Source organism: Methylomonas sp. ZR1, assembly GCF_013141865.1.
Taxonomy (GTDB): Bacteria; Pseudomonadota; Gammaproteobacteria; order Methylococcales; family Methylomonadaceae; genus Methylomonas.
In genome coordinates this window covers 4643389-4666402 of the sequence record NZ_RCST01000001.1, presented here as the reverse complement: position 1 = coordinate 4666402, position 23014 = coordinate 4643389, and the positions used below count along the sequence as shown (strand labels likewise).

The following is a 23014-nucleotide window of genomic DNA, read 5'->3' as shown; positions in this document are numbered from 1 at the left end:
CTCAGAAACCTAGACTAGACAGTAAATCGTCAACATCGACCTGACTGGTAGCCACATCACCGGCTCTGTCATCTACTCCGGGAACAACCGGCCCGGGCACTTCGGGCTGCAACGCGGCCCCACTGCTTGGCGTAATTTTGCGACTGGAAATTTTGATCAGATTAACCATGCTGCCTTCAAGATCCTGCACCAAATCGATAACCCGGCGGATAATCTGCCCGGTAATATCTTGAAACCCTTGAGCCATCAATATATCGTTTAAACCCGCCTGGATTTTCTCCAGAGACACTTGCGACTGCTCAAAATACTGACTGAGATCGGCGCTCATGGCCTTAAACTCGTCGAACGGCATTTCCCGATCCAAAAAGCGATTCCATTGCGCCGACAATTGTTTAACCTGGCCGTTTAGCTCATCCGATACCGGCAATAACTCTTCAACGGCGGTTAAGGTTTGATCTGCGGCTTGCTCCGTCATCGCGATCACATAATGCAGACGCTCCTTGGCATCCGGTATATCGTGCTCAGCCATGGCTGCTATTTTTGAGTCGACGGAAAAACTCACCATGGTGTCGTGCAATTGGCGAGTTAGGCGGCCAATTTCTTTAAACAATTGTGTTTCTCTTAATCCAGCTACTTGATCAAGAATTTCATCGGCAGCCGCTTCGTCGCACTTTTCTAATGCTGCGACCAAATCTCGGGCCAAACTCAGCAGGTCAGTATTCATGGTAATCTCCCTGTGCTTCAGCCGTCGATGCGTTCAAAAATCTTTTCGATTTTCTCTTTAAGCGTAGCAGCCGTAAAAGGCTTGATGACATAACCATTTACACCGGCCTGTGCAGCCATAATGATTTGCTCGCGCTTGGCTTCGGCTGTGACCATCAACACCGGCAGATTGGCCAAACTGGGAGTAGACCTGACGGCCTTCAATAAATCGATGCCGGTCATGCCCGGCATATTCCAGTCAGTAATCAAAAAATCGATACCGCCTTTTTCCAGAATAGGCAGTGCTGTTTTACCGTCGTCCGCTTCCACGGTGTTGGTAAAACCCAGATCTTTCAACAGGTTTTTTACTATTCTCCGCATTGTCGAAAAGTCATCGACAACCAGAATACGCATATTTTTATCCAAGGATAATCTCCACCCAGATTACTTTATTGTTAAGAAACCGCTAAATTGTGACCAATAATTGCGAAAAATTCCTGCAATAACCACACATTAGCTGCACTTTTCATTATCTTTCCCTTCCACCCAATCCGCAAGTCTAGCGCGTAAGCGCAACATCGCCTGACTACAAATTTGGCTAACCCGCGATTCGCTGACATCAAGCACCTTGCCTATCTCACGCAAATTCAGCTCTTCGTCGTAATACAGCGATATGACTAAGCGCTCCCGTTCCGGTAATTCCGAGATGGCCTTGGCCAGGGCTTTTTGAAAATTCTGTTGGATCAGCACATCTTCCGGCTGCTGATTGCCGTGCACATCATCTATAACACTGTCTTCGCCTTGCACCAATTCTTCGACGCTAAAGGTCTTACAAGACACCGCGTCCTGCAAAATATGATGGTATTCAGTCAGGTCGATACCCATATGCCCGGCCACTTCGGTATCTTTGGCATCACGTCCCAGTTGATTCTCAACCTCGCGTATCGCCTCCGCTACCATCCGGGCTTTCTTATGCACGGAACGCGGCGTCCAATCCGAACGGCGCAATTCGTCCAGCATAGCCCCGCGAATCCGGATGCCGGCATAGGTATCGAAACTAGCACCCTGCCCAGCATCATAATGTTTCAGCGCTTCCAGCAAGCCCAGCATGCCGGATTGAATCAAATCATCGAGCTGCACCGTATCGGGCAGTCGTCCCATTAAGTGGTAGGCAATGCGTTTTACCAGCGGCGCATGTTGAATGACTAAGGCATCAACATTTCCAGCCTGCACAGCAGCATACATTGCCGCTCCACTCATGCAACATCCTCTTTCGCGCTGTACTGAATCATCCGTTCGACAAAAAACTCCAGGTAGCCGCCCGCTTTGGGCTTGATCGGCCAGCTGTCGATTTTCCGCGCCAAATTCTTGATCGCCAGTGCCGCTTTACTTTGCGGAAATGCCTCTACCACCGGGGTTTGTTTTTGCACGGATTTTTTCAAATATTCATCTTGCGGCACTGCGCCGACAAACTGCAAGGCCACATCCAAATAACGGTCCGTCACTTTACTCAGCTTATTGAACAAAGCCTGGCCATGCTCAGCCGACTGCACCATATTCGTAATGATATGAAAGCTGTTCAACCCGTAATCTCTGTTCAACAGCTTGATATACGCATAAGCATCAGCCAACGAGGTGGGTTCGTCACAAACCACCACGATGATTTCCTGGCAGGCGCGAGCAAAGTTCACCACACTTGCCGAAATACCGGCAGCGGTATCGACGATCAACACATCCAACTCTCGGTCGATTTCGCTAAAGGCCCGAATGACGCCAGCTTGCTCGATACTCGATAAATCGGACATCCGCTGTATGCCTGACGAAGCCGGAATAATTTTCAGCCCGGCGGGCCCGGTCATCATGATGTCCTTCAAGCTTTTTTCGCCGCTCAATACATGCGACAAATTGAATTCGGGAAACATGCCCAGCAAAATATCGACATTAGCCAAGCCCATATCGGCATCGAGTATAGCCACCCGCCTACCCATTTTAGACAGCGCCACGCCGATATTCACGGAAAGGTTGGTTTTGCCAACCCCGCCCTTGCCACTTGTTACCGCGATTACTCGCACCGGTTTCATATGTCTCATTTGTCTAATTCCAGCTGCCTGATCGAATGACTTATGCATGGCTTTCCGCCAGCCAGTCTTCAACATTCACATCGTCGCCATAGCCATGGTCCTGATCGACACTTTCCATACACTGCCGAATCAAAGCATCGGCATCGGGCAAGTAAATATCTTCCGGAACCTGCTGACCGTCAGTGATAAATGACAATGGCATACGCCGCTCGATAATCGCCGACAACGCGGTACCTTTGCTAACTGCCTCATCAAACTTGGTTAGTATAGTCGCTTGTGGTTCGAGTATTCGGAACGCATCCATAATTTCCAGCATTGCTTTGTATTGCGTGGTGGCGGACATCACCAGATAAGAGCGTATAGGCAAATCGCCGTGTTGCAAGGTTTTCAGCTGCTCGGCCAAACGCATATCGCGCTGACTCATGCCGGCGGTGTCGATCAAAATCAGGCGTTTATCGGAAAAACTATTGATATGCCTGCGCAACTCTTCCGCATCCCCAGCCACTCTAACCGGTACATCCAAAATTCTGCCGTAAGTATTGATTTGCTCGTGCGCGCCTATCCGATAATTGTCGGTAGTAATCAGCGCAATCTGCCGGGAGCCGTGTTTTAAAATAAACTGCGCGGCCAATTTAGCGACTGTCGTGGTTTTACCGACCCCGGTGGAGCCAACCAACGCGGCGATACCGCCTTGATCCAACAAGTTGTCGTCGGCTATCGGCACCAGTCTGGCCAACATTTCTTGAGCTTTGCCGATGGCCAAATCGAATTGCTTGTGGCTACCCAGCCGGTTGGCTATCTTGCCCGCCAGATTTTTCGAGAAACCACACTCCAACATCCGATCGCGCAAATCATCGTGTAAAGGTAGCCCGTGTTGCGGCATTTGCATGACGATATTCGACAGTTTGCTGTCCAACATCGTCCGCAGTTCTTTCATTTCCGCACGCATTTCGTCGAGGAATTTATCGCCGTTGTGCGATTGCACCGGCCGTGGCTCGGTCAACGGTTTGATTTTGGGATCGGCACTTGCCCAGGCTGGTTTTTCAGTTTTTTCAACTTGGCGAACTTTTTCGGCGATTTTCTGCGCGTTGTTATGCCCAACCTGCAATTTTTCGGCATAACCGACGTATTGATCCAGGTTGCGACGAATCGGATTTTCCGGAATGCTGCCTTCCGCGCCGCGTTTTCTGGCGCTGCTTAAAACATGCAACGATTTTTTTTCGACTTCCAGATCAGGCAAATCGACTTTTTTAACTTCATTGGGCGGCGATTTTTCGTCTTCGCGTTGCTTGAGATTTTTATGAATGACCTGTTCGTCAAAGTCGCGGGCCGCCACGATTTCCACGCCGCCATCCACAGAACGGTTGGACATAATCACTGCATCGGCGCCCAATTCTTCTTTGACCATGCGCATGGCCTGCCGTATGTCTGCTGCAAAAAAGCGTTTAATTTTCATCGCGCAACCTCTGTTTTATTGTCCCCGCTGTCCCACTGTGGAAACCACCCTGATCTGCCGATCTTGCGGGATTTCATTATAGGCCAGCACATGTAAGCCGGATATCGAATGACGAACGAAGCGAGCCAACCAAGGACGAATATAAGAAGACACCAACAACACTGCGGTTTGTCCTTCCATTTCCATCCTTTGCGCACTTTCCTCAAGGGATTTGTGCATCTGCTCGGCCAAGCCAGGCTCTAAACCTGCACCACCTTCGCCCGCCGTCTGCAATGACCTATGCAATATCTGTTCCAATCCTGGATCGAGGGTAATAACCGGGATTTCCGTCTGTACACCATTGATTTCATGGACAATTGAGCGCCCCAAGGCCGCCCGTACCGCCGAGGTCAAGATGTCCGGATCTTGACTCTTCACCCCGTACTCCGCCAAAGTTTCGGCGATGGTTCGTAAATCGCGAATTGAAACCCGCTCTTGCAGCAGATTTTGCAGAACCTTGACCAAAATACCCAAGGGCAAGGTTTTCGGCACCAGATCCTCGACCAGCTTCGGTGCCACTTTGGACAAATTATCCAGCAACTGCTGCGCCTCCTCGTAACCGAACAATTCATGCGCATTACTTTGCAAAATATGACTGAGATGCGTGGCCACCACGGTGCTGGGATCGACGACCGTATAACCCAAAGTTTGCGCTTGGTCTTTTTGATTGGCGTCGATCCAGATCGCATCCAAACCAAACGCCGGATCCTTACAAGGCGCGCCTTGCAAAGTACCGAACACCCGACCGGGATTAATCGCCATTTCTTTCTCGGGCATGATATTGGCCTCGCCAACGCTCACGCCCATCAAGGAAATGCGGTATTCGGTAGGCGACAAATCCAGGTTATCCCGGATATGCACCGACGGAATCAGAAAGCCCAGTTCTTGCGATAACTTCTTGCGCACACCTTTGATGCGCATCATCAATTGGCCGCCCTGATTTCTATCCACTAGCGGAATCAAGCGATACCCCACCTCCAGACCAATGGCATCGACCGGCATCACATCGTCCCAGCCCAATTCCTTGATCTCGGTTTTGGCCAGTTGCTGCGGCGAAACGATACGTTCCATTTCCAGGGCTTTTTCTTCCTCCAACTTACGGCGTCTGTCGATCAAATAAGCGCCACCGACCAATGTCAGCGCTAACAGGATAAACACCAGATTCGGCATGCCGGGAATGATACCCAGGATACCCATCACCGCCGCCGTCACCAGCAGCGTGCGCGGATCTTCGAACAGCTGTGAACTTAACTGTTTACCAATATCCTGCTTGCTGCCGCGAACCCGCGTCACCACCATCGCCGCGGCCACCGACAACAACAGCGATGGAATCTGCGCCACCAAACCGTCACCGATGGTCAGCAACACATAAATATTGGCGGCGTCGGCAAAGCTCATGCCGTGTTGGCCCACGCCTATCGCCAAGCCGCCTATCATATTCACGAACAGAATGATGATGCCGGCTACCGCGTCACCCCGCACGAATTTACTGGCACCATCCATGGAACCGTAGAAATCGGCTTCGGCGGCCACTTCTTCGCGGCGGGCACGCGCTTCATCCTGATTGATCAACCCCGAATTCAAATCGGCGTCGATAGCCATCTGCTTACCCGGCATCGCATCCAAGGTAAAACGGGCGCTCACTTCCGCGACCCGTCCGGCACCTTTGGTGACCACCATAAAATTAATGACCACCAAAATCGCAAACACCACGATACCGACCGCGAAATTGCCGCCGATGACGAACGAACCGAAGGCTTCGATGACTTTGCCGGCGGCATCTCCGCCCTCATGTCCGCGAATCAATACGACCCGGGTGGACGCCACGTTCAGGGATAGCCGCAACAAGGTTGCGACCAGAATGACGGTAGGAAATGAGGCAAACTCCAGCGGCTTGAGGGTGTAAATCACCACCAACAAGATGATCAGCGAAAACGCGATATTGAAGGTAAAAAACAGATCCAGCACAAACGGCGGCAGCGGCAAAATCAACAATGCCAGCAACATCACGATCAATAGTGGCGCGCCCAAGCCCAAGCCGGTCAGCGCCTTAAGTGAGTTGAGTATTTTCGTAAAATCCATAATTCAGCTCGATACCGGGCTATTGCTTAAAGTCGTCGGGTACTTGCACATCGGTAGGCGGAACCGGTTTGTTCCAGCCGTATTGCGTCGAAGCCCGTAATTGAAAAACATAGGCCAATACTTGAGCGACGGCTAAGAATAAGCCGCGCGGTATTTCCTGATTCAGGTCTGTGGAATAGTATAAAGCCCTGGCCAGCGACGGCGCTGCCACCAAGGGTACTTGCGAGGCCATGGCCAGCTGACGAATCTGCGCGGCAACTAAATCGGTACCTTTGGCAACCAGCAAAGGTGCGCCATTGCCGTTCTGATCGTATTTTAAGGCTACCGCGAAATGAGTAGGATTGGTGACGATGACGTCGGCACTAGGCACCGCGTCCATCATCCGCCGCTGCGCGGCCTCCATCTGCATCCTGCGGATTTTGCCTTTAACTTCCGGATTACCCTCTTGATCCTTGGCCTCGTCCCGAACTTCCTGCTTGGTCATTTTCAGTTGGCGCTGGTGATTCCACAACTGATAGGGCGCATCCAGCATCACCAACAATAAGAAGGTAGCGCTCAAAATCACCAAACAGAAGGAAATAATATCGCCGACATGATGGATGGCTTGATCGAGCGGCAAGCGGCTCAAGCCCATGAAATCGTCGAAGTACAGTTTGAATAAATTCCAGGAGACAATCGCAACCAGTATGGTTTTGATGATGGCCTTGACCAATTCGACCAAGCCTTGAATTCCGATGATTTTTTTTATCCCAGTCAGCGGATTGAGCTTGGAAAACTTCATTTCGAAGGCTTCGCTGGTAAAGTTCCATCCACCCAACATCATCGCCGCCGCCAAATCGGCAACCACCAATACCACCAAAAACGGCAGGATCACCCACAAACCTTCGGCAAACGCTACCTTCAGATAAATCAGCGGAGTCGCCGGATCGAACACAGCCTCCCGCGACAACTGCAAGGGATGCTTCATCATCTCCAGCATACTGCGCCACATGCCTTGCCCGAAATAGAAAAACAGCGCCGAACTGGTAATCAACGTTACAAAAGTGTTGAGTTCCTTGGAACGGGGAATCTGGCCTTTTTTACGCGACTCGCTAAGTCGCTTGCCGGTGGGGTCTTCGGTTTTATCTTGACCGGAATCTTCCGCCATTTATTGCAACCTCAATAATGCATGGACCAGCGCGAAGCCGTTGTGCAGCATATCGCTAAAACCTTCCAGCATGGTCGGCAGGCCAATCCAGATTAAGCCCATACCCAGCATGATGGTGATAGGGAAGCCGACGCCGAATATCTGTAGCTGCGGCGCGGCTTTTGACGCCACACCGAAGCTGATGTTGACGAATAACAAGGTCGCCATCACCGGCATAGCCAGTAGCAGACCGTCAGCAAATATCAGACTGCTCCAACTGATTACTCGCCACACATCGCTCTTATCCATACCCATACTGCCGACCGGTAATGTATGGAAGCTTTGCGCCAACATCTCGATCAGCAATAAATGGCCATCCACCGCTAAAAACAACAAGCTGCCGCTAATCACAAATAGTTGGGCGATCACCGGCACCTGCACACCGGTTGCCGGATCGACCATGGAGGCAAAGCCCAGGCCCATGCTGTAAGCGATAGTCTGTCCGGCAAACAACATGATGGAAAACACCATTTGCAGGATGAAGCCTGTGGTCAGCCCCAAGGCGACTTGCTGTACCGCTACCATAAACCCTTGGTAGCCAAATATTTCAATATCCGGCATCGCCGGCAAAGTTGGCATAATGACCCAGGTAATCAATAGGCTGGCGATCAATCTTACTTTGGCCGGCACCGCTTTCACGCTAAAAACCGGCACGGTGATGAACATGGAACTGATGCGAAAGAATGGCCAGACAAACGAAGCAACATACCGCAGCAGCTCGTCTTCGCCGAAGTTCATCCTATTAGCGTAGGAATATCGCGCATCAAATCTTGGAAATAATCGATGAGCATTTGCAGCATGCCGGGACCGGCTATCATCAATACCGCGATAATAGTCGCCAGCTTGGGGATAAAGGTCAGAGTCTGTTCTTGAATCGAAGTCGCCGCCTGGAACATGGACACCAGCAAACCCACAACCAAGGAGGCAATCAGGATAGGACCCATTAATTTCAGGGAAATCAATACGGTGTCCTGGGCAATTGCCGAGATGGTTTCCGGTGTCATCATCGGCTTGGCCTATACGTAAAAGCTGGCCGCCAACATTTCCATCACCATGGTCCAACCGTCCGCCAGCACAAACAACATAATCTTGAACGGCAACGACACGATCATCGGTGACAGCATCATCATACCCATAGACATCAATACACTGGCTACCACTAGATCAATGACCAGGAACGGCAGAAAAATTAGAAAGCCTATCTGAAACGCGGTTTTCAATTCGCTAGTCACATAAGCCGGCACCAACAAGGAAAACGGCACATCTTCCGGTTTGTCAATTTGCTCACGGCCAGAGATACGTACAAAGGTATCCAAATCCGCCTCGCGGGTTTGCTTGAGCATGAACTGCTTGAATGGCTCGGAGGCATTTTGTAAGGCAGTCACTGCGTCAATTTTTTCTTCCATGTACGGCTGCACGGCGGTTTCGTTAACTTTTTCCAACACCGGCATCATAATGAAAATAGTTAGAAATAGAGATAGCCCCAATAATACTTGGTTACTTGGCGCTTGTGCGGCACCTATGGCTTGGCGTAGCAAGCCTAGTACAATCATGATGCGAGTAAACGAAGTCATCGATAACAACAATGCCGGCAATAAGGTCAGCATAGTCATCAACGCTAAAATCTGGATGGTAACCGTATAGGTTTCGCCGCCTTTGGGGTTGCTAGTTACCGTAATAGCATCTATGCCTACTGCGGCGTAAACAGCTTCCGGCAAAAACAGTAAGCCTATTATCAGGCAAGAAAAAATCAACTTAATCATGGTGCTTACCTTGCATGACCTGCAGCAATTTCTTGGCAAATACGCTGGTTTCCTGCCCGTCTGCGCTATTCATAAACAAGCGCTGGTCGCCTTCAAGCTCAAGCAGTTTATCGATACGCCCGCTACTAACGCCTAACAGTAGCTGTTTTTCACCGACTTTAACCAACACCAATTTTTCACGCATACCCAATGACAATCCGGCCAGCACTGCCAACTGACTTTTACCGACAAAAGCCAAACTGCCGCTTTTACGTAATAGCCACACCGACAGAAAAAATAGCGCCAACACCAATATCAACGCCAACAGCCATTGTGCGACATCCCCGGAAGTCACCACTTTGGCGGTCTGCCTGGGCAACGTAGCCGCTTCGTCAGCCCATGCAACAGGTGCAATCAATACCGAAATAATTTGGGTAGTCAGGCGAGATACAGTCATCAGCCGAGCTTTCTGACTCGCTCCGACGGACTGATAATATCGGTCAGCCGAATACCAAATTTGTCGTTAACCACCACAACTTCGCCGTGAGCAACTAAAGTACCATTCACCAATACATCCATCGGTTCGCCGGCAAAACGATCCAGCTCTACAACCGAGCCCTGGTTTAGCTGCAATAAATTGCGGATATTAATTTTGGTTCGACCGATCTCCAGCGACACGGTCACCGGCACATCGAGAATGACGTCCAGCTTGACTTCATCACTGCTGGGACCGTTATTTCTGGATTTTTGCTCGCTAAATTCGGGAAACTCCGCTGCGGCAAAACCTTGCTGAGAGCTCTTTGCCGCGTTTGCTTGTTCCTTCAGTGCATCGCCCCAATCAGCTTCAGCATCAGCTTGCTCATTCATCGCTGCGGCCCAGTCGTCACCGATTTCGTCGTTTTCACTCATGCTTATCCTTCCCTGCTGTCAAATATTATCCAGCGTCATTTTTTCTGTAATTTCGATGGCGTAGTTACCATCGGAAAGCCCTAATTTGCCCCGAAAAACCGGCACATCCTCAACTTCGAGTAATACGGTTTCCGGCATTTCTATAGGAATCACATCGCCTTTTTTAAGCTCAATCACTTCGCTGATAGACATTTCTTTTTCTATCAGTTTACTGTTGACGACCACTTCGCTACGCATAATTTCAACTCTTAGCGAATCTTGCCAACGGCCATCCACCTCACCCCGGTCGCTGGTTACCGCATCCAGCAATTCTCTGATAGGTTCAATCATGGAGTAAGGCATTGCAATATTGATATCGCCACCGCCGCCCTCCAACTCCACATGGATAGTGGAAATCACCACGATTTCCGAAGGACTGACAATGTTGGCGAACTGCGGATTGACTTCTGAATTGATGTATTCAAAGTCAATATCCATCACGGGTTTCCAGGCTTCGGCTAAATCCTTGAAAATCATGTCGATGATCAGCCGAATAATGCGCATTTCGGTCGGCGTGAACTCCCTGCCCTCAACCTTGTTATAAAACTGACCGCCACCGCCGAAAAAGTTATCGACAGCGGTAAACACCAATCGCGGCTCCATCACGATCAATGCCCGCCCGCGTAAAGGCGACATCCGAATCACATTCAAATTAGTCGGTACGAATAAGCCCTGAATGAATTCAGAAAACTTCTGTACTTGAATCCCGGAAACAGATATTTCCGCAGCACGCCTTAAAAAGTTAAATAACGCTATCCGAAAATGGCGAGCGAAGCGCTCGTTGACCATTTCCAAGGTGGGCATTCGCCCCCGAACAATCCGTTCCTGACTGTTAAAATCATAGACTCTGGCTGTACCTCGACTGTAATCTTCATCAGCCCCTGTATCGACGTCGCCGTCGTCCACGCCATGCAGTAGCGCATCGATTTCGTCTTGTGATAATAGATCGGCGGTTGACATTTATTGCATTACAAATTCAGTGAAGTACACATCTTTAACGGTGTTTTTACCGGCCATTTTTTCCAAAACTTTACCAATTTCGGCTTGCATCATGGCTTTTAACTCTTGTTTTCCTTCCAAGGTTTTCGCCTTTTCCGCACCCACTGCACTGATGGCCATCAACAAATTGTTGCGTATCATCGGCTCATGCTTTTTCATCGCATCCTTACTCGCCTCACCTTTCATCAATATTGTCAGGGATATTCTGATCACTTTTGCGCCGGAGCCGGCGGGAAAATTAACCAATAAGGGGCTTGGTAAATCATAATAAACATCAGGCTCAGCGACTTTTTCGTGGCCGGCCTCTTCTTCATGCGCGGCTTCATCCTTGTGCTCCGCCTTGTCATGCTTGGCATCGCCTTCTTCCTTATGCTCGGCGTCGGCCGGCTTATTCAGAAAGAAATAAGCCCAACCTCCCGCGCCAGCCAAAACCAAGACAACCGCGACGATTATTATGATTATTTTCTTGGAAGACTTCTTACCTTCTTCTTTCCCATGGGCTTCTGCCATTTTCCACCTTTTAAATTTTTACAGCACAATACGCGCCAAAATATTCAAGCTCAATCAGACCACTGTACGAAAATCAGCTGGATTTGATCATACAAGAAAAAACATCGTTTTAGAATAATAGTATAGCCGTCACTGGAAAGCAGTTAGGCAAAAAGCGGAGCTCAGGTATGCGAAAAATACCTGGAGGAATTGTAGCTGTTAAGTCAAATTTTTGACTCAGCTTGTGGATGTTTTGCAGAAAGAACTGCAAAGACCTCACGGCCTTTGCAGCTTTATCAAGATATTACAGCGAATTAACTGCGTTTAATTCTTGGAAGGCTTGCTCTAAACGAGTCACCATGCCAACTTGGCCGGCGCGTTGCCAGACACGTGGGTCATAGTATTTTTTGTTCGGTTTATCGGCACCTTCTGGATTGCCTATTTGACTTTGCAAATAGCCTTCGTTCTTTTTGTAAAACTCCATCACACCGGCCCAGCTAGCCCATTGGGTGTCGGTATCGATGTTCATTTTAATAACGCCGTAGCTGATAGATTCTTTAATTTCTTCAGGAGAAGAACCTGAACCGCCATGGAACACGAAGTTCAAACTGTTATGCGGCAGACCGAATTTCTCTGAAACATACTTTTGTGAGTTGTCCAAAATTTTCGGCGTCAATTTGACGTTGCCTGGAGAGTAAACACCATGCACGTTACCGAACGATGCGGCAATTGTGAAACGATGGCTGATTTTGCTCAGGTGCTCGTAAGCGTAAGCAACATCTTCCGGCTGGGTATACAAAGCAGAATGATCCATACCGCTGTTGTCGACGCCGTCTTCCTCGCCGCCGGTACAACCCAGTTCGATTTCCAGAGTCATACCCATTTTGGACATGCGCTCCAGATACTTACCGCAGATTTCAATGTTTTCTTGCAAACTTTCTTCGGAAAGATCCAGCATGTGCGAGCTGAACAAAGGCTTGCCGGTTTCAGCGAAGAATTTTTCACCTTCATCCAGCATGCCGTCTACCCATGGCAGCAATTTTTTTGCCGCGTGATCTGTATGCAAAATAACAGGTACGCCATACAGCTCCGCCATGCGGTGAACATGGTGAGCACCGGAAATGGCGCCAACGATAGAACAGCCTTGGCCTTCCAGTTTCAGACCTTTACCAGCAACGAATGCGGCGCCGCCATTAGAAAATTGAATGACGACAGGTGACTTGGCTTTTGCTGCCGCTTCCAATACCGAGTTAATGGTATCGGTGCTGATGACGTTTACAGCCGGCAACGCAAAATTATTTTCTTTGCAGATAGCAAAGATTTTTTGTACATCTTCACCGGTGACAACACCCGGCTTAACAACATCAAATATTTTTTGTGGCATAAATTTTATCCTGTTAATAACAAATCAAGGCCGCGTACTCGATTCGGCGGCCTTGCAAATCTTAAACAACCGAGCGCCTGCACTCGGCGGCTAGACCAAGATTAGGCTTCCAAGGCAGCCAAACGGTCCGACAACAATTTTTCCAGTGCTTCCAGCGCTTTGGCGAAACCATCGATACCTTCGGCCAATTTTTCTTTAGCCATCCGGTTTTCTTCATGCATGCGGTCAAAAGTGGCTTTGTCGACTGAAATTTTTTCGATTGAAGAAGCTGTTGCTGCTTTGGCAGGATCCAGTTTGCGCGGCAAGTCACCCTCAACGGATTGCAACTCTGCCAATAAAGACGGCGCGATGGTCAACAAATCGCAGCCCGCCAATTCGGTGATCTCGCCGATGTTACGGAAGCTGGCGCCCATGACTTCGGTTTTGTAGCCGAATTTTTTGTAGTAGTTATAGACTTCGGTCACTGACAATACACCTGGATCTTCAGCAGGCGCATAAGAATCACGGCCTGTGTCTTTTTTATACCAGTCTAAGATACGGCCAACGAATGGTGAAATCAGTGTGATACCGTTTTCCGCACAAGCAATCGCTTGGTGCAAACCGAACAACAATGTCAGGTTGGTGTGAATACCTTCTTTTTCCAATACGGCGGCAGCTTGAATGCCTTCCCAGGTAGCAGCGATTTTAATTAAAACGCGCTCTTTGGAAATGCCTGCAGCTTCGTATTGAGCGATCAAGTCGCGACCTTTAGCGATGGTGGCTTCGGTATCGTAAGACAAACGCGCATCAACTTCAGTCGATACACGCCCTTCGACGATTTCCAGAATTTTCAAGCCAAAAGACACGGCCAAACGATCAAATGCCAGGGTCACAACTTCTGCAGCCGAAGCAGCGGCACCCAATGTTGCTCTCGCACCTTTCAAAGTATCGTCAACAATTCCTTGATATTGCGGCATTTGTGCAGCAGCGGTGATCAAAGAGGGATTGGTGGTTGCATCGCGCGGTTTGAAAGTTTCGATCGCTTGAATATCACCGGTATCGGCGACAACCACAGTTATTTCACGGAGTTGTTCGAGTAAATTTTTTGCCATAGGATTATCCTCAGATGTGTTGTTAATTCTTCCCCCTCGTTTGAACTGAGCTTTACAAGCAAAAGATGTTCAGCAATTCTTGCAGGAGATTGATTGCAAAAGAGTCCCTGGTGATGAAACTCTATTTTTAGCTATATTGATAAGACTGAATCGCCACTTGGCATATATTCAAAGCCGAAACACACGCTTTAAAAAATACGAAGTGGCGATCATTTAAATCTGCCGGTTCAGAGTTAACGTTTAACCCTTAAGTTCCAGCAATCCGCATCAGAAATCAGATGCTATTAAGCTTTATCACGTAAATACTTTTCCACGCCAGTCGCTTTCGCAGCGGCCGCTTCCCGATCTCTTACGATTTGCTTTGCCATGTATTTGGCAACACCGGTAGCAGGATTGGAATCTTGTTTTTCCAAGTATTTGGCAACGCCGGTTTTATTCGCACCCATTTTTTCCAGATACTTTTCAACGCCGGTTGCGCCAGATGCAACTTGGTAATCATCAGCTGAAGAACCTTTGGCACTTTTAGGCGATTTTTTGTTGTAGATAAAAAATCCGGCTACAGCCAACAAAATTAAACCAATGTAGGAAAAATCAGAGGAGGCAGCCTTTTCTGTTTGTATCACATCTACCGCTGCTTCCGCAGAAGTTGTGGAGGCAGATGACGAGCTTGACGATTTAGCCGCACTTGGTGCTGCAGAGCTGTGCTTGTAGTCAGCATCGCTGTATAACACTTTAGGTTGAAAATTCGTCGCTGGGAAAGCTGGATCCGCTTCAACTTCTTTTACAGCTGGTTTCGCTGCAGGTGCTGTGGCAGCCGCAGGGGCAGCTTTGCTGTCGTTATATTCAGGATTGGTATAGAGCACCTTTGGCTGATAATCAGCCGCCGGATAATCCGATCCCGCCATAGCTAAGGAACTGGTCAGCATTAGAGCTGCCATCACGCCTTTCGTTAATTCATTTCTTTTCACGTCTATCACCTATGCTGTTAGAAACGTGAGGCTTCGATCATTTAATCCAAACCTCACCTAAGTTTACAAAATTAAAGAACGGCTTCCACATTAGCGACGACATTGTCCACGGTAAAGCCGAACTCTTTGAAGAGCTGACCTGCCGGGGCCGATTCGCCGAAACGGTCCAATCCTACGACTCTACCCGCGCTGCCGGCGTATTTCCACCAGCTGTCGGTTACTCCCGCTTCTACTACCACGCGCTGAGTCACGCTTGGCGGCAATACGCTGTCTTTGTAAGCTTGGTCTTGCGCTTCGAAGACGTTGGTAGACGGTAATGACACCACGCGGATTTTTTTGCCTTTCGCAGCCAGTGCATCGGCCGCTTTCAATGCCAATTCCACTTCGGATCCGGTGGCAATGATGATCGCGTCCGGTGTGCCATCGCTGTCTTTCAGGATGTAGCCCCCTTTGCTGATCGCGTCAATTTGTGCGTTGGTACGGGGCACGTGCGGCAGGTTTTGACGAGAGAAGATCAGAGTGCTCGGTCCGTCTTGACGTTCGATGGCGGCTTTCCAGCACACGGCCGACTCGACCGCGTCGCAAGGGCGCCAGACGTGCATGTTGGGGATCATGCGCAGGGTGGCGGTTTGTTCGACCGGTTGATGGGTGGGGCCGTCTTCGCCCAGACCAATGGAGTCGTGGGTGTAAACGAAGATGGTCGGGATTTTCATCAACGCGGCCATGCGCAGGGCGTTACGGGCGTATTCGCTGAACATCAGGAAGGTGGCGCCGTAGGGTTTGAAGCCGCCGTGCAGGGTGATGCCGTTCATGATGGCGGACATACCGAATTCACGCACACCGTAGTAGGCGTAGTTGCCATCGAAGCCCGGTTGGTTGACGTCTTTGCAGCCGGACCACAGGGTCAGGTTGGAGCCCGCCAAGTCGGCAGAGCCGCCCAGTAATTCGGGCAACAAGGGGCCAAAGCCGTTCAGGGTGTTTTGTGAGGCTTTGCGGCTGGCGATGGTTTCGCCTTTGGCATCCACCGCAGCGATAAACGCTTTGGATTTTTCAGCCCAATCGGCAGGCAGTTCGTTTTTGATCACGCGACGTTCAAATTCGGCCGCGAGTTCAGGGTGTGCGGCTTTGTAGGCCGCAAATTTGTCGTTCCAGGCGCTTTCCAGTTTGGCGCCTTTGGCATTGGCGTCCCAACCGGCTTTGATGTCGGCAGGGATTTCGAACGGCGCATGCGGCCAGCCCAGGTTTTCACGGGTCAGGGCGATTTCCGCTTCACCCAAGGCCGCACCGTGACATTCTTCTTTGCCTTGTTTGTTCGGCGAGCCAAAACCGATGGTGGTTTGGCAACAGATGATGGTCGGTTTGTCGGTGACTTTTTTCGCGGCTTCGATAGCGGCTTTCACAGCATCGGCATCGTGGCCGTCGACTTTAGGAATGACGTGCCAGCCGTAGGCTTCAAAGCGTTTTGGGGTGTCATCCAGGAACCAGCCGGCAACGTTGCCGTGACCACGGACTTCACCATCGATGGAGATGTTGTTGTCGTCGTAGAAGGCGATCAGTTTACCCAGTTTCATGGAGCCGGCCAGAGAGCAGGCTTCGTGGGAGATACCTTCCATCAAGCAGCCATCACCCAGGAACACGTAGGTGTGGTGGTCGACGATGTCGTGACCGGGACGGTTGAATTGACCGGCCAAGGTACGTTCGGCCAAAGCAAAGCCTACCGCGTTGGTAATGCCTTGTCCCAAGGGACCTGTGGTGGTTTCCACACCTTCGGTGTAGCCGTATTCAGGATGACCCGGGGTTTGCGAGTGCAGTTGGCGGAACTGTTTCAGTTCTTCGATCGGCAGGTTGTAGCCGGCCAAGTGCAGCAAGGAATAAATCAGCATGGAGCCGTGGCCGTTGGACAGGATGAAGCGGTCGCGGTTCGGCCATTTAGGGTTGCTGGGATTATGTTGCAGAAAATCGTTCCACAATACTTCTGCGATGTCGGCCATCCCCATCGGGGCACCGGGGTGCCCGGAGTTGGCTTTCTGTACGGCGTCCATGCTAAGTGCGCGGATGGCGTTCGCTAAGTCTCGGCGCGAAGGCATGTTGGTCTCCTTTTTATTTTGTTATTTTAGTTGCGACATTCAATTACTCAAATATCACTCTGGCTGAGGCTGGTAAATACAAGGAAGACCAAAACCACACTCTCGTTCATTCAGACTGCTGGAATCGGTATCGCCTTGACACCCGAATGTAATGTAAAAAACCTGTGACCGAAATGCTCCGGCCACAGGTTTGCACGCTAAGTTATTCCAAATTGGCGTGTCTTGATCTCATTTCTTCTTCTGCAATACCTTTGTCATGGATTACATGCGAAATTGTCGCTTCCAGGAAAAACAAGGTAGATAATTCAAACACAGTACCCATAGGCATTCCTTTGACTTTACCGTATTGTTCGGATCTGCCGATTTGCAAAGTGACATCAGCCATATCGCCAATCGTTGAATCGTCCTTAGCCGAAATCAACACAATCTTTGCGCCGACTTCTTTGGCTTTTTTGGTAAAGGCAATCAACTGCTCGGTTTCACCGGAGCCGGAAATAATGATCAACAAATCGCCAGCTTTGATGCTTGGCGTAACAATTTCACCGACAACGCTAACGTCGTAGCCGCCATGCATCAAACGCATTGCAAAGAAATTGCCGACCAGCTTTGAACGGCCAGCGCCCGATATAAAAATACGCTTAGCCTGATCCAGCATGTCCACCAAGGTCTTGTCATGCGAGTCGGGTGTCGCTTCCAGAATCCCTGAGATTTTGTCAATAATTAACTGCTGATGCATGACTTATACCGCCGCCGCGTCAACCAATTCACGGATTTCACGAGCCGCTTCAGCAGGTGAAGGCGCGCCGTAGATAGCTGCACCAACAACGATGATGTTAGCGCCAGCTTCAACGACTTGTTGTACAGTCGCTTGTTTGATACCGCCTGCAACAGAGATACGCACATTCAAGCCCAAACGAGCGATGTCGTTCAGATCGGTAAACGGTGTGTGACCGGCTGCTTGCGCGTCCAGACCAGTGTGAATACCAACGATTTGCGCGCCCAATTTGACAGACTCTCTCGCGCAATCGGCTTTGTCGGCCACGTTGATCAAGTCAATTTGAGTTTCAGCGCCGTGTTTTTTTGCAGCTTTGATAACGCCAGCGATAGTGGCCAAACCGGATACGCCCAATACAGTGCAGATGTCCGCGCCAGCAGCATAGAAAGCGCCCGCTTCGTATTCGCCAGCGTCCATGGTTTTCAGGTCAACCAACAACAATTTGTCAGGGTAACGTTGTCTCAGTTCTTTAACCAGGTTGATACCGTTGTATTTAATGCAAGGAGTGCCGATTTCAAAAATATCGACATAGGGTGCTACTTGATCTGCCAACGCAACGGTTTGGTTGAAATCCAGTGAATCCAACGCCATTTGAATTAATGGTCTTGCCATGTGATGTGCTCCGAAAGTTTTAATTTTTAGTAATAGCCGATTCTTGCAAATTGCCACAACCCGCTAGGCTTGTCACGTACGTGTGATGCATTTGTAACTGTAAGGTAGAAATGGGATATATGTCAATGCTTAGCAACTGCGCGCAGCCTACAGGTTATGCGAACAAATTGTTACTAGACAAGTCCGCGGCGTAAGCTTAGGCTGAACAAAACCGCAGGCAAACCGAGCAAAATTCAATTTCAATTTTAGGATTCATCGCTTACGAACTGATAAATCTGGATATTTTTTTGGCTAATTGTCTATCCTCGCCGCAATAACACAACATCCTTTAGCCTGATCACCAGCTTTCGACACCCAAATCGCAGCTTTTTGCCTGCCATCGAAAAGATGAAAAAGTCATAGCTCGATCTCACAACAACCGGAGAGGAACAGCTTGAAACGTCTCTTTTTTGCCTTATGGCCGGAACAAAACGCCAGGCAACAATGCGCGGCTTTAATCAGCCAACTAAACCGAACCGGAAAACCTGTTAAGGAAGCAAACTTACATGTCACCGTGTTGTTTTTAGGGAGAATTTCTGCAGAACAACAGGCCATAATCACCAAGGAGGCAGGAAAAATGCCAACATCGCTGATAATGTTAAATTTTGACCGCCTGAGTTTCTGGAAAAAACCTGCCGTGCTATGCCTGACCGCCAGCCAATTCGATCAAAGCGTGTCGACATTAAACGAAAACTTGGCCCGCATAGCCAAACAACAAGGGATACCCATCGAAAACAGACTATTCAAGCCGCATGTCACTTTAGTTAAAAAGGCTAGTTCGGCAATCGATTTCGATTTCGCCCCCATACTTTGGCAATCAATAGGATTCTGCTTGGTAGAATCCTGCTCAGGTCCGGATGGCGTTGAATATCGAATTATCCAACGCTGGCCGGCAATTTAGCACCCCAAAACAGGAGACTGATCATGCCCTTTTTAAAATTGAACACCAACTCAGTGCTCGATACCGAACTGAAATCAAAATTGTTAGGCGAACTGTCGCAATTGGCGTCCAAAGAGACCGGCAAACCGGAGCGCTACGTCATGATTAGCATTGAGCAAAACGACGCCATGCTGTTTGCCGGTAGCACTACCCCTTTGGCATATCTGGAATGCAAGAGCATTGGCCTGAGCAGTAGCCAAGCCAAAAACTTGTCTGCATCGATATGCCAATTGCTCAATACCCGGCTTTCAATCCCTCAGGATCGGATCTATATCGAATTCAGTAACTGTCAGGCTGATTTTTGGGGCTGGAACGGCTCGACATTTGGCTAAACGACCCGGACGTCGAATAAATACGACCGTGTATTTCAGACAAAACAGACTCAATGAGTTGGCGCACCAAGTCCAAGCGCGCCAACTCAGTCGCCTTATTTGGGCTTTTTAGTTTCTTGAGGCTTTTCCGGCTTCTCTGGCTTAGCAATTTTTTCAGCCGTAGCGGGAGCAGAATCCCCAAACAAAATATTCTTCTCATTCTGTTGCGCGGTTTTCTCCCCAATTCCAGATACATTTTCCAGATCTTTCAATGTCTTAAAATCGCCATGTTCCTTACGGTATTGAACCACCGCCTCGGCCTTCTTCGGGCCTATCCCGGTCAAGGCCTTGGAAATGGTTTCGGCATCCGCTTGGTTGATATTGATTGGTTCAGCAAATACGGCAAAAGAATACAGCATAAAAAGTACAAATAACTTTTTCATGGATTTTCTCCGATTGGATTTTAGGGCTGCCTGGACTAATCAGCACACACTTAATCAGCTGACTTTTCAAGCTAGCCAATCTTAGTCTGTTCTTTAAATTTTACAATTCAAAAACAAAAATCCACTGAATTAATCGACGTTAGCCACAATCACCGCGCGAACGGGCGCCGGCAAGCCTTCGCAAGTTAAATCCGGAGAATGCGGATCGAGAAAATCCGCCAAGGAATGAAACCGCATCCATTCGGTACTGCACTGCTCTTCGACGGAAGTTTTGGAAACATCCACCAAGCGGACATTTTTAAACCCACAGCGGCGCATCCATAACATCAAAGCTGCGCCGCTCGGCAAAAACCAAACATTACGCATTTGCGCATAACGCCCCTCAGGCACCAACACTTGCGCGGCATCGCCCTCCACCACCAGAGTCTCCAAAATCAATTCGCCGCCCGAACGCAAACAGCCCTTTAATTCCAGCAAATGATCGATAGGCGAGCGACGGTGATACAACACCCCCATCGAAAACACCGTATCGAACAAGCCCATGTTGGGCGGCACATCTTCTATCCCCAGCGGCAACAGATAAATCGGCGCTTCGCCGTGTATTTTACGGATAGCCTGAAACTGCATCACGCTGAGCAAAGTGGGGTCAATGCCAACCACCAGTCTCGCTCCCGCACCGAGCATGCGCCAACAATGATAACCATTGCCACACCCGACATCCAAAACCAGTCGATTCCTTAGCGGTGCAATCTGTTCTTTCACCCTATCCCATTTCCAATCCGAGCGCCATTCGGTATCGATGTCGATGCCAAATATCCGATAAGGCCCTTTCCGCCAAGGATGCAGCTGCATCAATTGTTCGCGCAAACCGGCCCGCACCTCTTCGGAAATATCCTCTGCCTGACCTATTCTGACACTCTCCAACAAGTCGACACTGGACGGCATCAAGTCCGGCAAATCCTCTACCGCCTGTTGCCAGCGCCTTAGATCGCCATGCGACGAATCCGCAAAAGCCGCCGCCAATTGCTCAGGCAAACGGTTTACCCAGATTTCGTCGCCGGCCGCCGCCAATGCTTGATAAAGACCTTCGTAAAGCGTCATTTCAATGCAATCATCGAAGCGAAGTTGAAATACTGAAACCAGACTTCCGCGCTGGCGAAACCCGCTGCTTTCAAGCGCTGTTGATGCGCAGCAAAGGTTTCCGGTATCAACACATTCTCGAGGGCGCTGCGCTTTTGGCTGATTTCCAGCTCGCTATAGCCTTGGGCTTTTTTGAATAAATGATGCATATCGATCTGCAAAGCCTGCTGTCTAACATCATCGAACGCCAGTTTTTCGGACAAAATCAAAATCCCGCCCGGCAACAAACCTTGATAGATCGTGGTCAAAAAAGCCTGCCGATCAGCCAGCGGAATAAACTGAAGCGTAAAATTCAGCACCACTACAGAGGCATTGCTAATCGCAATATCGCGAACATCGGCACATAAAATTTCTATCTCGGCCCCACCACCGGATGCAACCGCCAGATTTTGCCGGCATTGCTCGACCATTGCAGCCGAACAATCCACAGCAAAGATCCGACAATTTTTAGCCGTGATTTGCTGGTGCATAGCCAAGGTCGCCGCCCCCAACGAGCAGCCCAAGTCGTAGCAAACGCTGTCTTCCTTGGCAAAACGTGCCGCCAATAAACCGATCGCCGAGATAATAGTGTTGTAACCGGGAACAGAGCGCTGGATCATGTCCGGAAAGACTTTGACGACAGTTTCGTCGAAAGCAAATGCGTTGATTTCGCCTAGCGGACTGGCGTATAGAGAGTCTTTAGCGGATTGCATACTGATGGTCATTCCCGGCTGCCCCTAAACGGCACACCCGGGAACACTAAGAGAGGGAAAAGCTTATGAATTATTTTTGCTGTTTAATGCTTCGGTATTGCGTTTAGCCAATTGGTTGATGACCTCTTGCAACGAACCGGTGCGCTCCACTTCGTTTTTGAAGCTAGTACGATAGTTGGTCACCAAACTGACGCCTTCGATCATGATGTCGTAAGCTTTCCATTGGCCTTTGACGTTCAGCATCCGATAGTTAACAGCGATAGGCTGCAAACCGGGTTGCAGCACTTCAGTTTTAATCAGGACTTTTCTTTCGTCTTCTTCCGGGGTGATCGGCAAAAACCGTACAGACCAGTCTTTAAACTCAAAGAAGGCTCGAGAGTAGGTTCTGATCAACAACACTTGAAACTCCTTTTTAAAGCTCTCCTTTTCCGCCGGCGAAGCATCCTTCCACATTTTCCCCAACACCAGGGAAGAAATCAGATCGAAATCCACATTCGGATAAATGACTTCCTGGACGAAGGCATTGATTTTTTGGAAATCATGCGGAAAGGCAGGATCCTGTAAGCGTTGCTTCAACTTGTTGGACGCATCCTCAATGGTGCGTTGCGGCTCGCTCAAATCGGCCGCGCTAGCGGGCAAGGACAAAAACACGCCGGCAAACAAGCTAAAAACCACAACAAATATAAAATGCATATGACGTTTGATATTCATAAAAACCATCTCAAAAAGGTATCGCCGGCTAATTTCAACCGCCTTCATTCGATACACTGCTAAAATAAAGGCCGAAGCGCTAACCCGGCTCCAGATT

26 protein-coding genes are annotated in these 23014 nt (G+C 49.4%); 2 read left to right on the top strand and 24 right to left on the bottom strand.

From position 1 onward, the window contains the following. Nucleotide 1: 1 nt before the first annotated feature. The 20 genes from DDY07_RS21220 to hxlA form a co-directional block, all read right to left on the bottom strand. Nucleotides 2-724, bottom strand: coding sequence for a protein phosphatase CheZ (locus DDY07_RS21220; RefSeq protein WP_020483668.1), 723 nt, complete (start codon nucleotides 722-724; stop codon nucleotides 2-4). Between the two features lie 17 nt (nucleotides 725-741). Next, the gene (gene cheY / locus DDY07_RS21215) at nucleotides 742-1128 is read right to left on the bottom strand and encodes a chemotaxis response regulator CheY (protein ID WP_020483669.1); all 387 of its coding nucleotides are present in this window, start codon (nucleotides 1126-1128) and stop codon (nucleotides 742-744) included. An 87-nt stretch (nucleotides 1129-1215) separates the two neighbouring features. Then, the gene (locus tag DDY07_RS21210; protein WP_033159407.1) at nucleotides 1216-1962 is read right to left on the bottom strand and encodes an RNA polymerase sigma factor FliA; all 747 of its coding nucleotides are present in this window, start codon (nucleotides 1960-1962) and stop codon (nucleotides 1216-1218) included. After that, nucleotides 1959-2792, bottom strand: a complete 834-nt coding sequence (locus DDY07_RS21205) for a MinD/ParA family protein (protein ID WP_216614793.1) — start codon at nucleotides 2790-2792, stop codon at nucleotides 1959-1961. Before DDY07_RS21205 ends, DDY07_RS21210 begins: the two co-directional genes overlap by 4 nt. A 31-nt stretch (nucleotides 2793-2823) precedes the next feature. Next, a complete protein-coding gene (gene flhF / locus DDY07_RS21200) occupies nucleotides 2824-4239 on the bottom strand; it encodes a flagellar biosynthesis protein FlhF (RefSeq protein ID WP_171697339.1) in 1416 nt (471 codons plus the stop codon). 15 nt (nucleotides 4240-4254) lie between these two features. Then, the gene (gene flhA / locus DDY07_RS21195) at nucleotides 4255-6360 is read right to left on the bottom strand and encodes a flagellar biosynthesis protein FlhA (protein ID WP_033159410.1); all 2106 of its coding nucleotides are present in this window, start codon (nucleotides 6358-6360) and stop codon (nucleotides 4255-4257) included. A 19-nt stretch (nucleotides 6361-6379) separates the two neighbouring features. Further along, a complete protein-coding gene (gene flhB / locus DDY07_RS21190) occupies nucleotides 6380-7507 on the bottom strand; it encodes a flagellar biosynthesis protein FlhB (RefSeq protein ID WP_171697338.1) in 1128 nt (375 codons plus the stop codon). Next, nucleotides 7508-8284 (bottom strand): flagellar biosynthetic protein FliR, encoded by a 777-nt coding sequence (fliR, locus tag DDY07_RS21185; RefSeq protein ID WP_171697337.1) that lies wholly within the window; start codon nucleotides 8282-8284, stop codon nucleotides 7508-7510. Beyond that, the gene (fliQ, locus tag DDY07_RS21180) at nucleotides 8281-8553 is read right to left on the bottom strand and encodes a flagellar biosynthesis protein FliQ (protein WP_020483676.1); all 273 of its coding nucleotides are present in this window, start codon (nucleotides 8551-8553) and stop codon (nucleotides 8281-8283) included. The genes fliR and fliQ overlap by 4 nt, the downstream gene beginning before the upstream one ends. A 9-nt stretch (nucleotides 8554-8562) precedes the next feature. Then, complete coding sequence (fliP, locus tag DDY07_RS21175) at nucleotides 8563-9309, bottom strand: flagellar type III secretion system pore protein FliP (RefSeq protein ID WP_033159413.1); 747 nt, start codon at nucleotides 9307-9309, stop codon at nucleotides 8563-8565. Continuing rightward, nucleotides 9302-9745, bottom strand: a complete 444-nt coding sequence (fliO, locus tag DDY07_RS21170) for a flagellar biosynthetic protein FliO (protein ID WP_171697336.1) — start codon at nucleotides 9743-9745, stop codon at nucleotides 9302-9304. The genes fliP and fliO overlap by 8 nt, the downstream gene beginning before the upstream one ends. Beyond that, entirely contained in the window at nucleotides 9745-10197 is a 453-nt protein-coding gene (gene fliN, locus DDY07_RS21165; protein WP_020483679.1) for a flagellar motor switch protein FliN, read from the bottom strand. The genes fliO and fliN overlap by 1 nt, the downstream gene beginning before the upstream one ends. A gap of 18 nt (nucleotides 10198-10215) precedes the next feature. Further along, the gene (fliM, locus tag DDY07_RS21160; RefSeq protein ID WP_033159415.1) at nucleotides 10216-11196 is read right to left on the bottom strand and encodes a flagellar motor switch protein FliM; all 981 of its coding nucleotides are present in this window, start codon (nucleotides 11194-11196) and stop codon (nucleotides 10216-10218) included. Next, entirely contained in the window at nucleotides 11197-11745 is a 549-nt protein-coding gene (locus tag DDY07_RS21155; RefSeq protein ID WP_171697335.1) for a flagellar basal body-associated protein FliL, read from the bottom strand. A gap of 283 nt (nucleotides 11746-12028) precedes the next feature. Beyond that, the gene (fbaA, locus tag DDY07_RS21150) at nucleotides 12029-13108 is read right to left on the bottom strand and encodes a class II fructose-bisphosphate aldolase (protein WP_171697334.1); all 1080 of its coding nucleotides are present in this window, start codon (nucleotides 13106-13108) and stop codon (nucleotides 12029-12031) included. Between the two features lie 101 nt (nucleotides 13109-13209). Then, nucleotides 13210-14199 carry a transaldolase gene (locus DDY07_RS21145; RefSeq protein ID WP_171697333.1) on the bottom strand — a complete coding sequence of 330 codons (990 nt, stop codon included), beginning with the start codon at nucleotides 14197-14199 and terminating at the stop codon, nucleotides 13210-13212. A 284-nt stretch (nucleotides 14200-14483) separates the two neighbouring features. Further along, nucleotides 14484-15167 (bottom strand): hypothetical protein, encoded by a 684-nt coding sequence (locus tag DDY07_RS21140; protein ID WP_319962272.1) that lies wholly within the window; start codon nucleotides 15165-15167, stop codon nucleotides 14484-14486. A 71-nt stretch (nucleotides 15168-15238) separates the two neighbouring features. Then, nucleotides 15239-17254 carry a transketolase gene (tkt, locus tag DDY07_RS21135; protein ID WP_171697332.1) on the bottom strand — a complete coding sequence of 672 codons (2016 nt, stop codon included), beginning with the start codon at nucleotides 17252-17254 and terminating at the stop codon, nucleotides 15239-15241. A gap of 202 nt (nucleotides 17255-17456) precedes the next feature. Continuing rightward, the gene (gene hxlB / locus DDY07_RS21130) at nucleotides 17457-17990 is read right to left on the bottom strand and encodes a 6-phospho-3-hexuloisomerase (protein ID WP_020483686.1); all 534 of its coding nucleotides are present in this window, start codon (nucleotides 17988-17990) and stop codon (nucleotides 17457-17459) included. 3 nt (nucleotides 17991-17993) lie between these two features. Next, complete coding sequence (hxlA, locus tag DDY07_RS21125) at nucleotides 17994-18641, bottom strand: 3-hexulose-6-phosphate synthase (RefSeq protein ID WP_033159179.1); 648 nt, start codon at nucleotides 18639-18641, stop codon at nucleotides 17994-17996. Nucleotides 18642-19074: 433 nt separating this feature from the next. On the opposite strand from hxlA, the gene thpR reads away from it, so the two are divergent. Together thpR and DDY07_RS21115 are read left to right on the top strand one after the other, a co-directional pair. Continuing rightward, on the top strand, nucleotides 19075-19581 hold the full coding sequence (gene thpR / locus DDY07_RS21120; RefSeq protein ID WP_171697331.1) for an RNA 2',3'-cyclic phosphodiesterase: 507 nt from the start codon (nucleotides 19075-19077) through the stop codon (nucleotides 19579-19581). Between the two features lie 23 nt (nucleotides 19582-19604). Beyond that, nucleotides 19605-19952 carry a phenylpyruvate tautomerase MIF-related protein gene (locus DDY07_RS21115; protein WP_171697330.1) on the top strand — a complete coding sequence of 116 codons (348 nt, stop codon included), beginning with the start codon at nucleotides 19605-19607 and terminating at the stop codon, nucleotides 19950-19952. A 95-nt stretch (nucleotides 19953-20047) separates the two neighbouring features. On the opposite strand, the gene DDY07_RS21110 is transcribed toward DDY07_RS21115, so the two are convergent. From DDY07_RS21110 to DDY07_RS21095, 4 genes are all read right to left on the bottom strand, one after another. Beyond that, nucleotides 20048-20374, bottom strand: a complete 327-nt coding sequence (locus DDY07_RS21110) for a helix-hairpin-helix domain-containing protein (protein ID WP_171697329.1) — start codon at nucleotides 20372-20374, stop codon at nucleotides 20048-20050. Between the two features lie 129 nt (nucleotides 20375-20503). Continuing rightward, a complete protein-coding gene (cmoB, locus tag DDY07_RS21105; protein WP_171697328.1) occupies nucleotides 20504-21475 on the bottom strand; it encodes a tRNA 5-methoxyuridine(34)/uridine 5-oxyacetic acid(34) synthase CmoB in 972 nt (323 codons plus the stop codon). Continuing rightward, nucleotides 21472-22218, bottom strand: coding sequence for a carboxy-S-adenosyl-L-methionine synthase CmoA (gene cmoA / locus DDY07_RS21100; protein WP_253734568.1), 747 nt, complete (start codon nucleotides 22216-22218; stop codon nucleotides 21472-21474). Before cmoA ends, cmoB begins: the two co-directional genes overlap by 4 nt. Nucleotides 22219-22269: 51 nt before the next feature. Beyond that, entirely contained in the window at nucleotides 22270-22917 is a 648-nt protein-coding gene (locus tag DDY07_RS21095) for a phospholipid-binding protein MlaC (protein WP_253734566.1), read from the bottom strand. Between the last annotated feature and the right edge of the window lie 97 nt (nucleotides 22918-23014).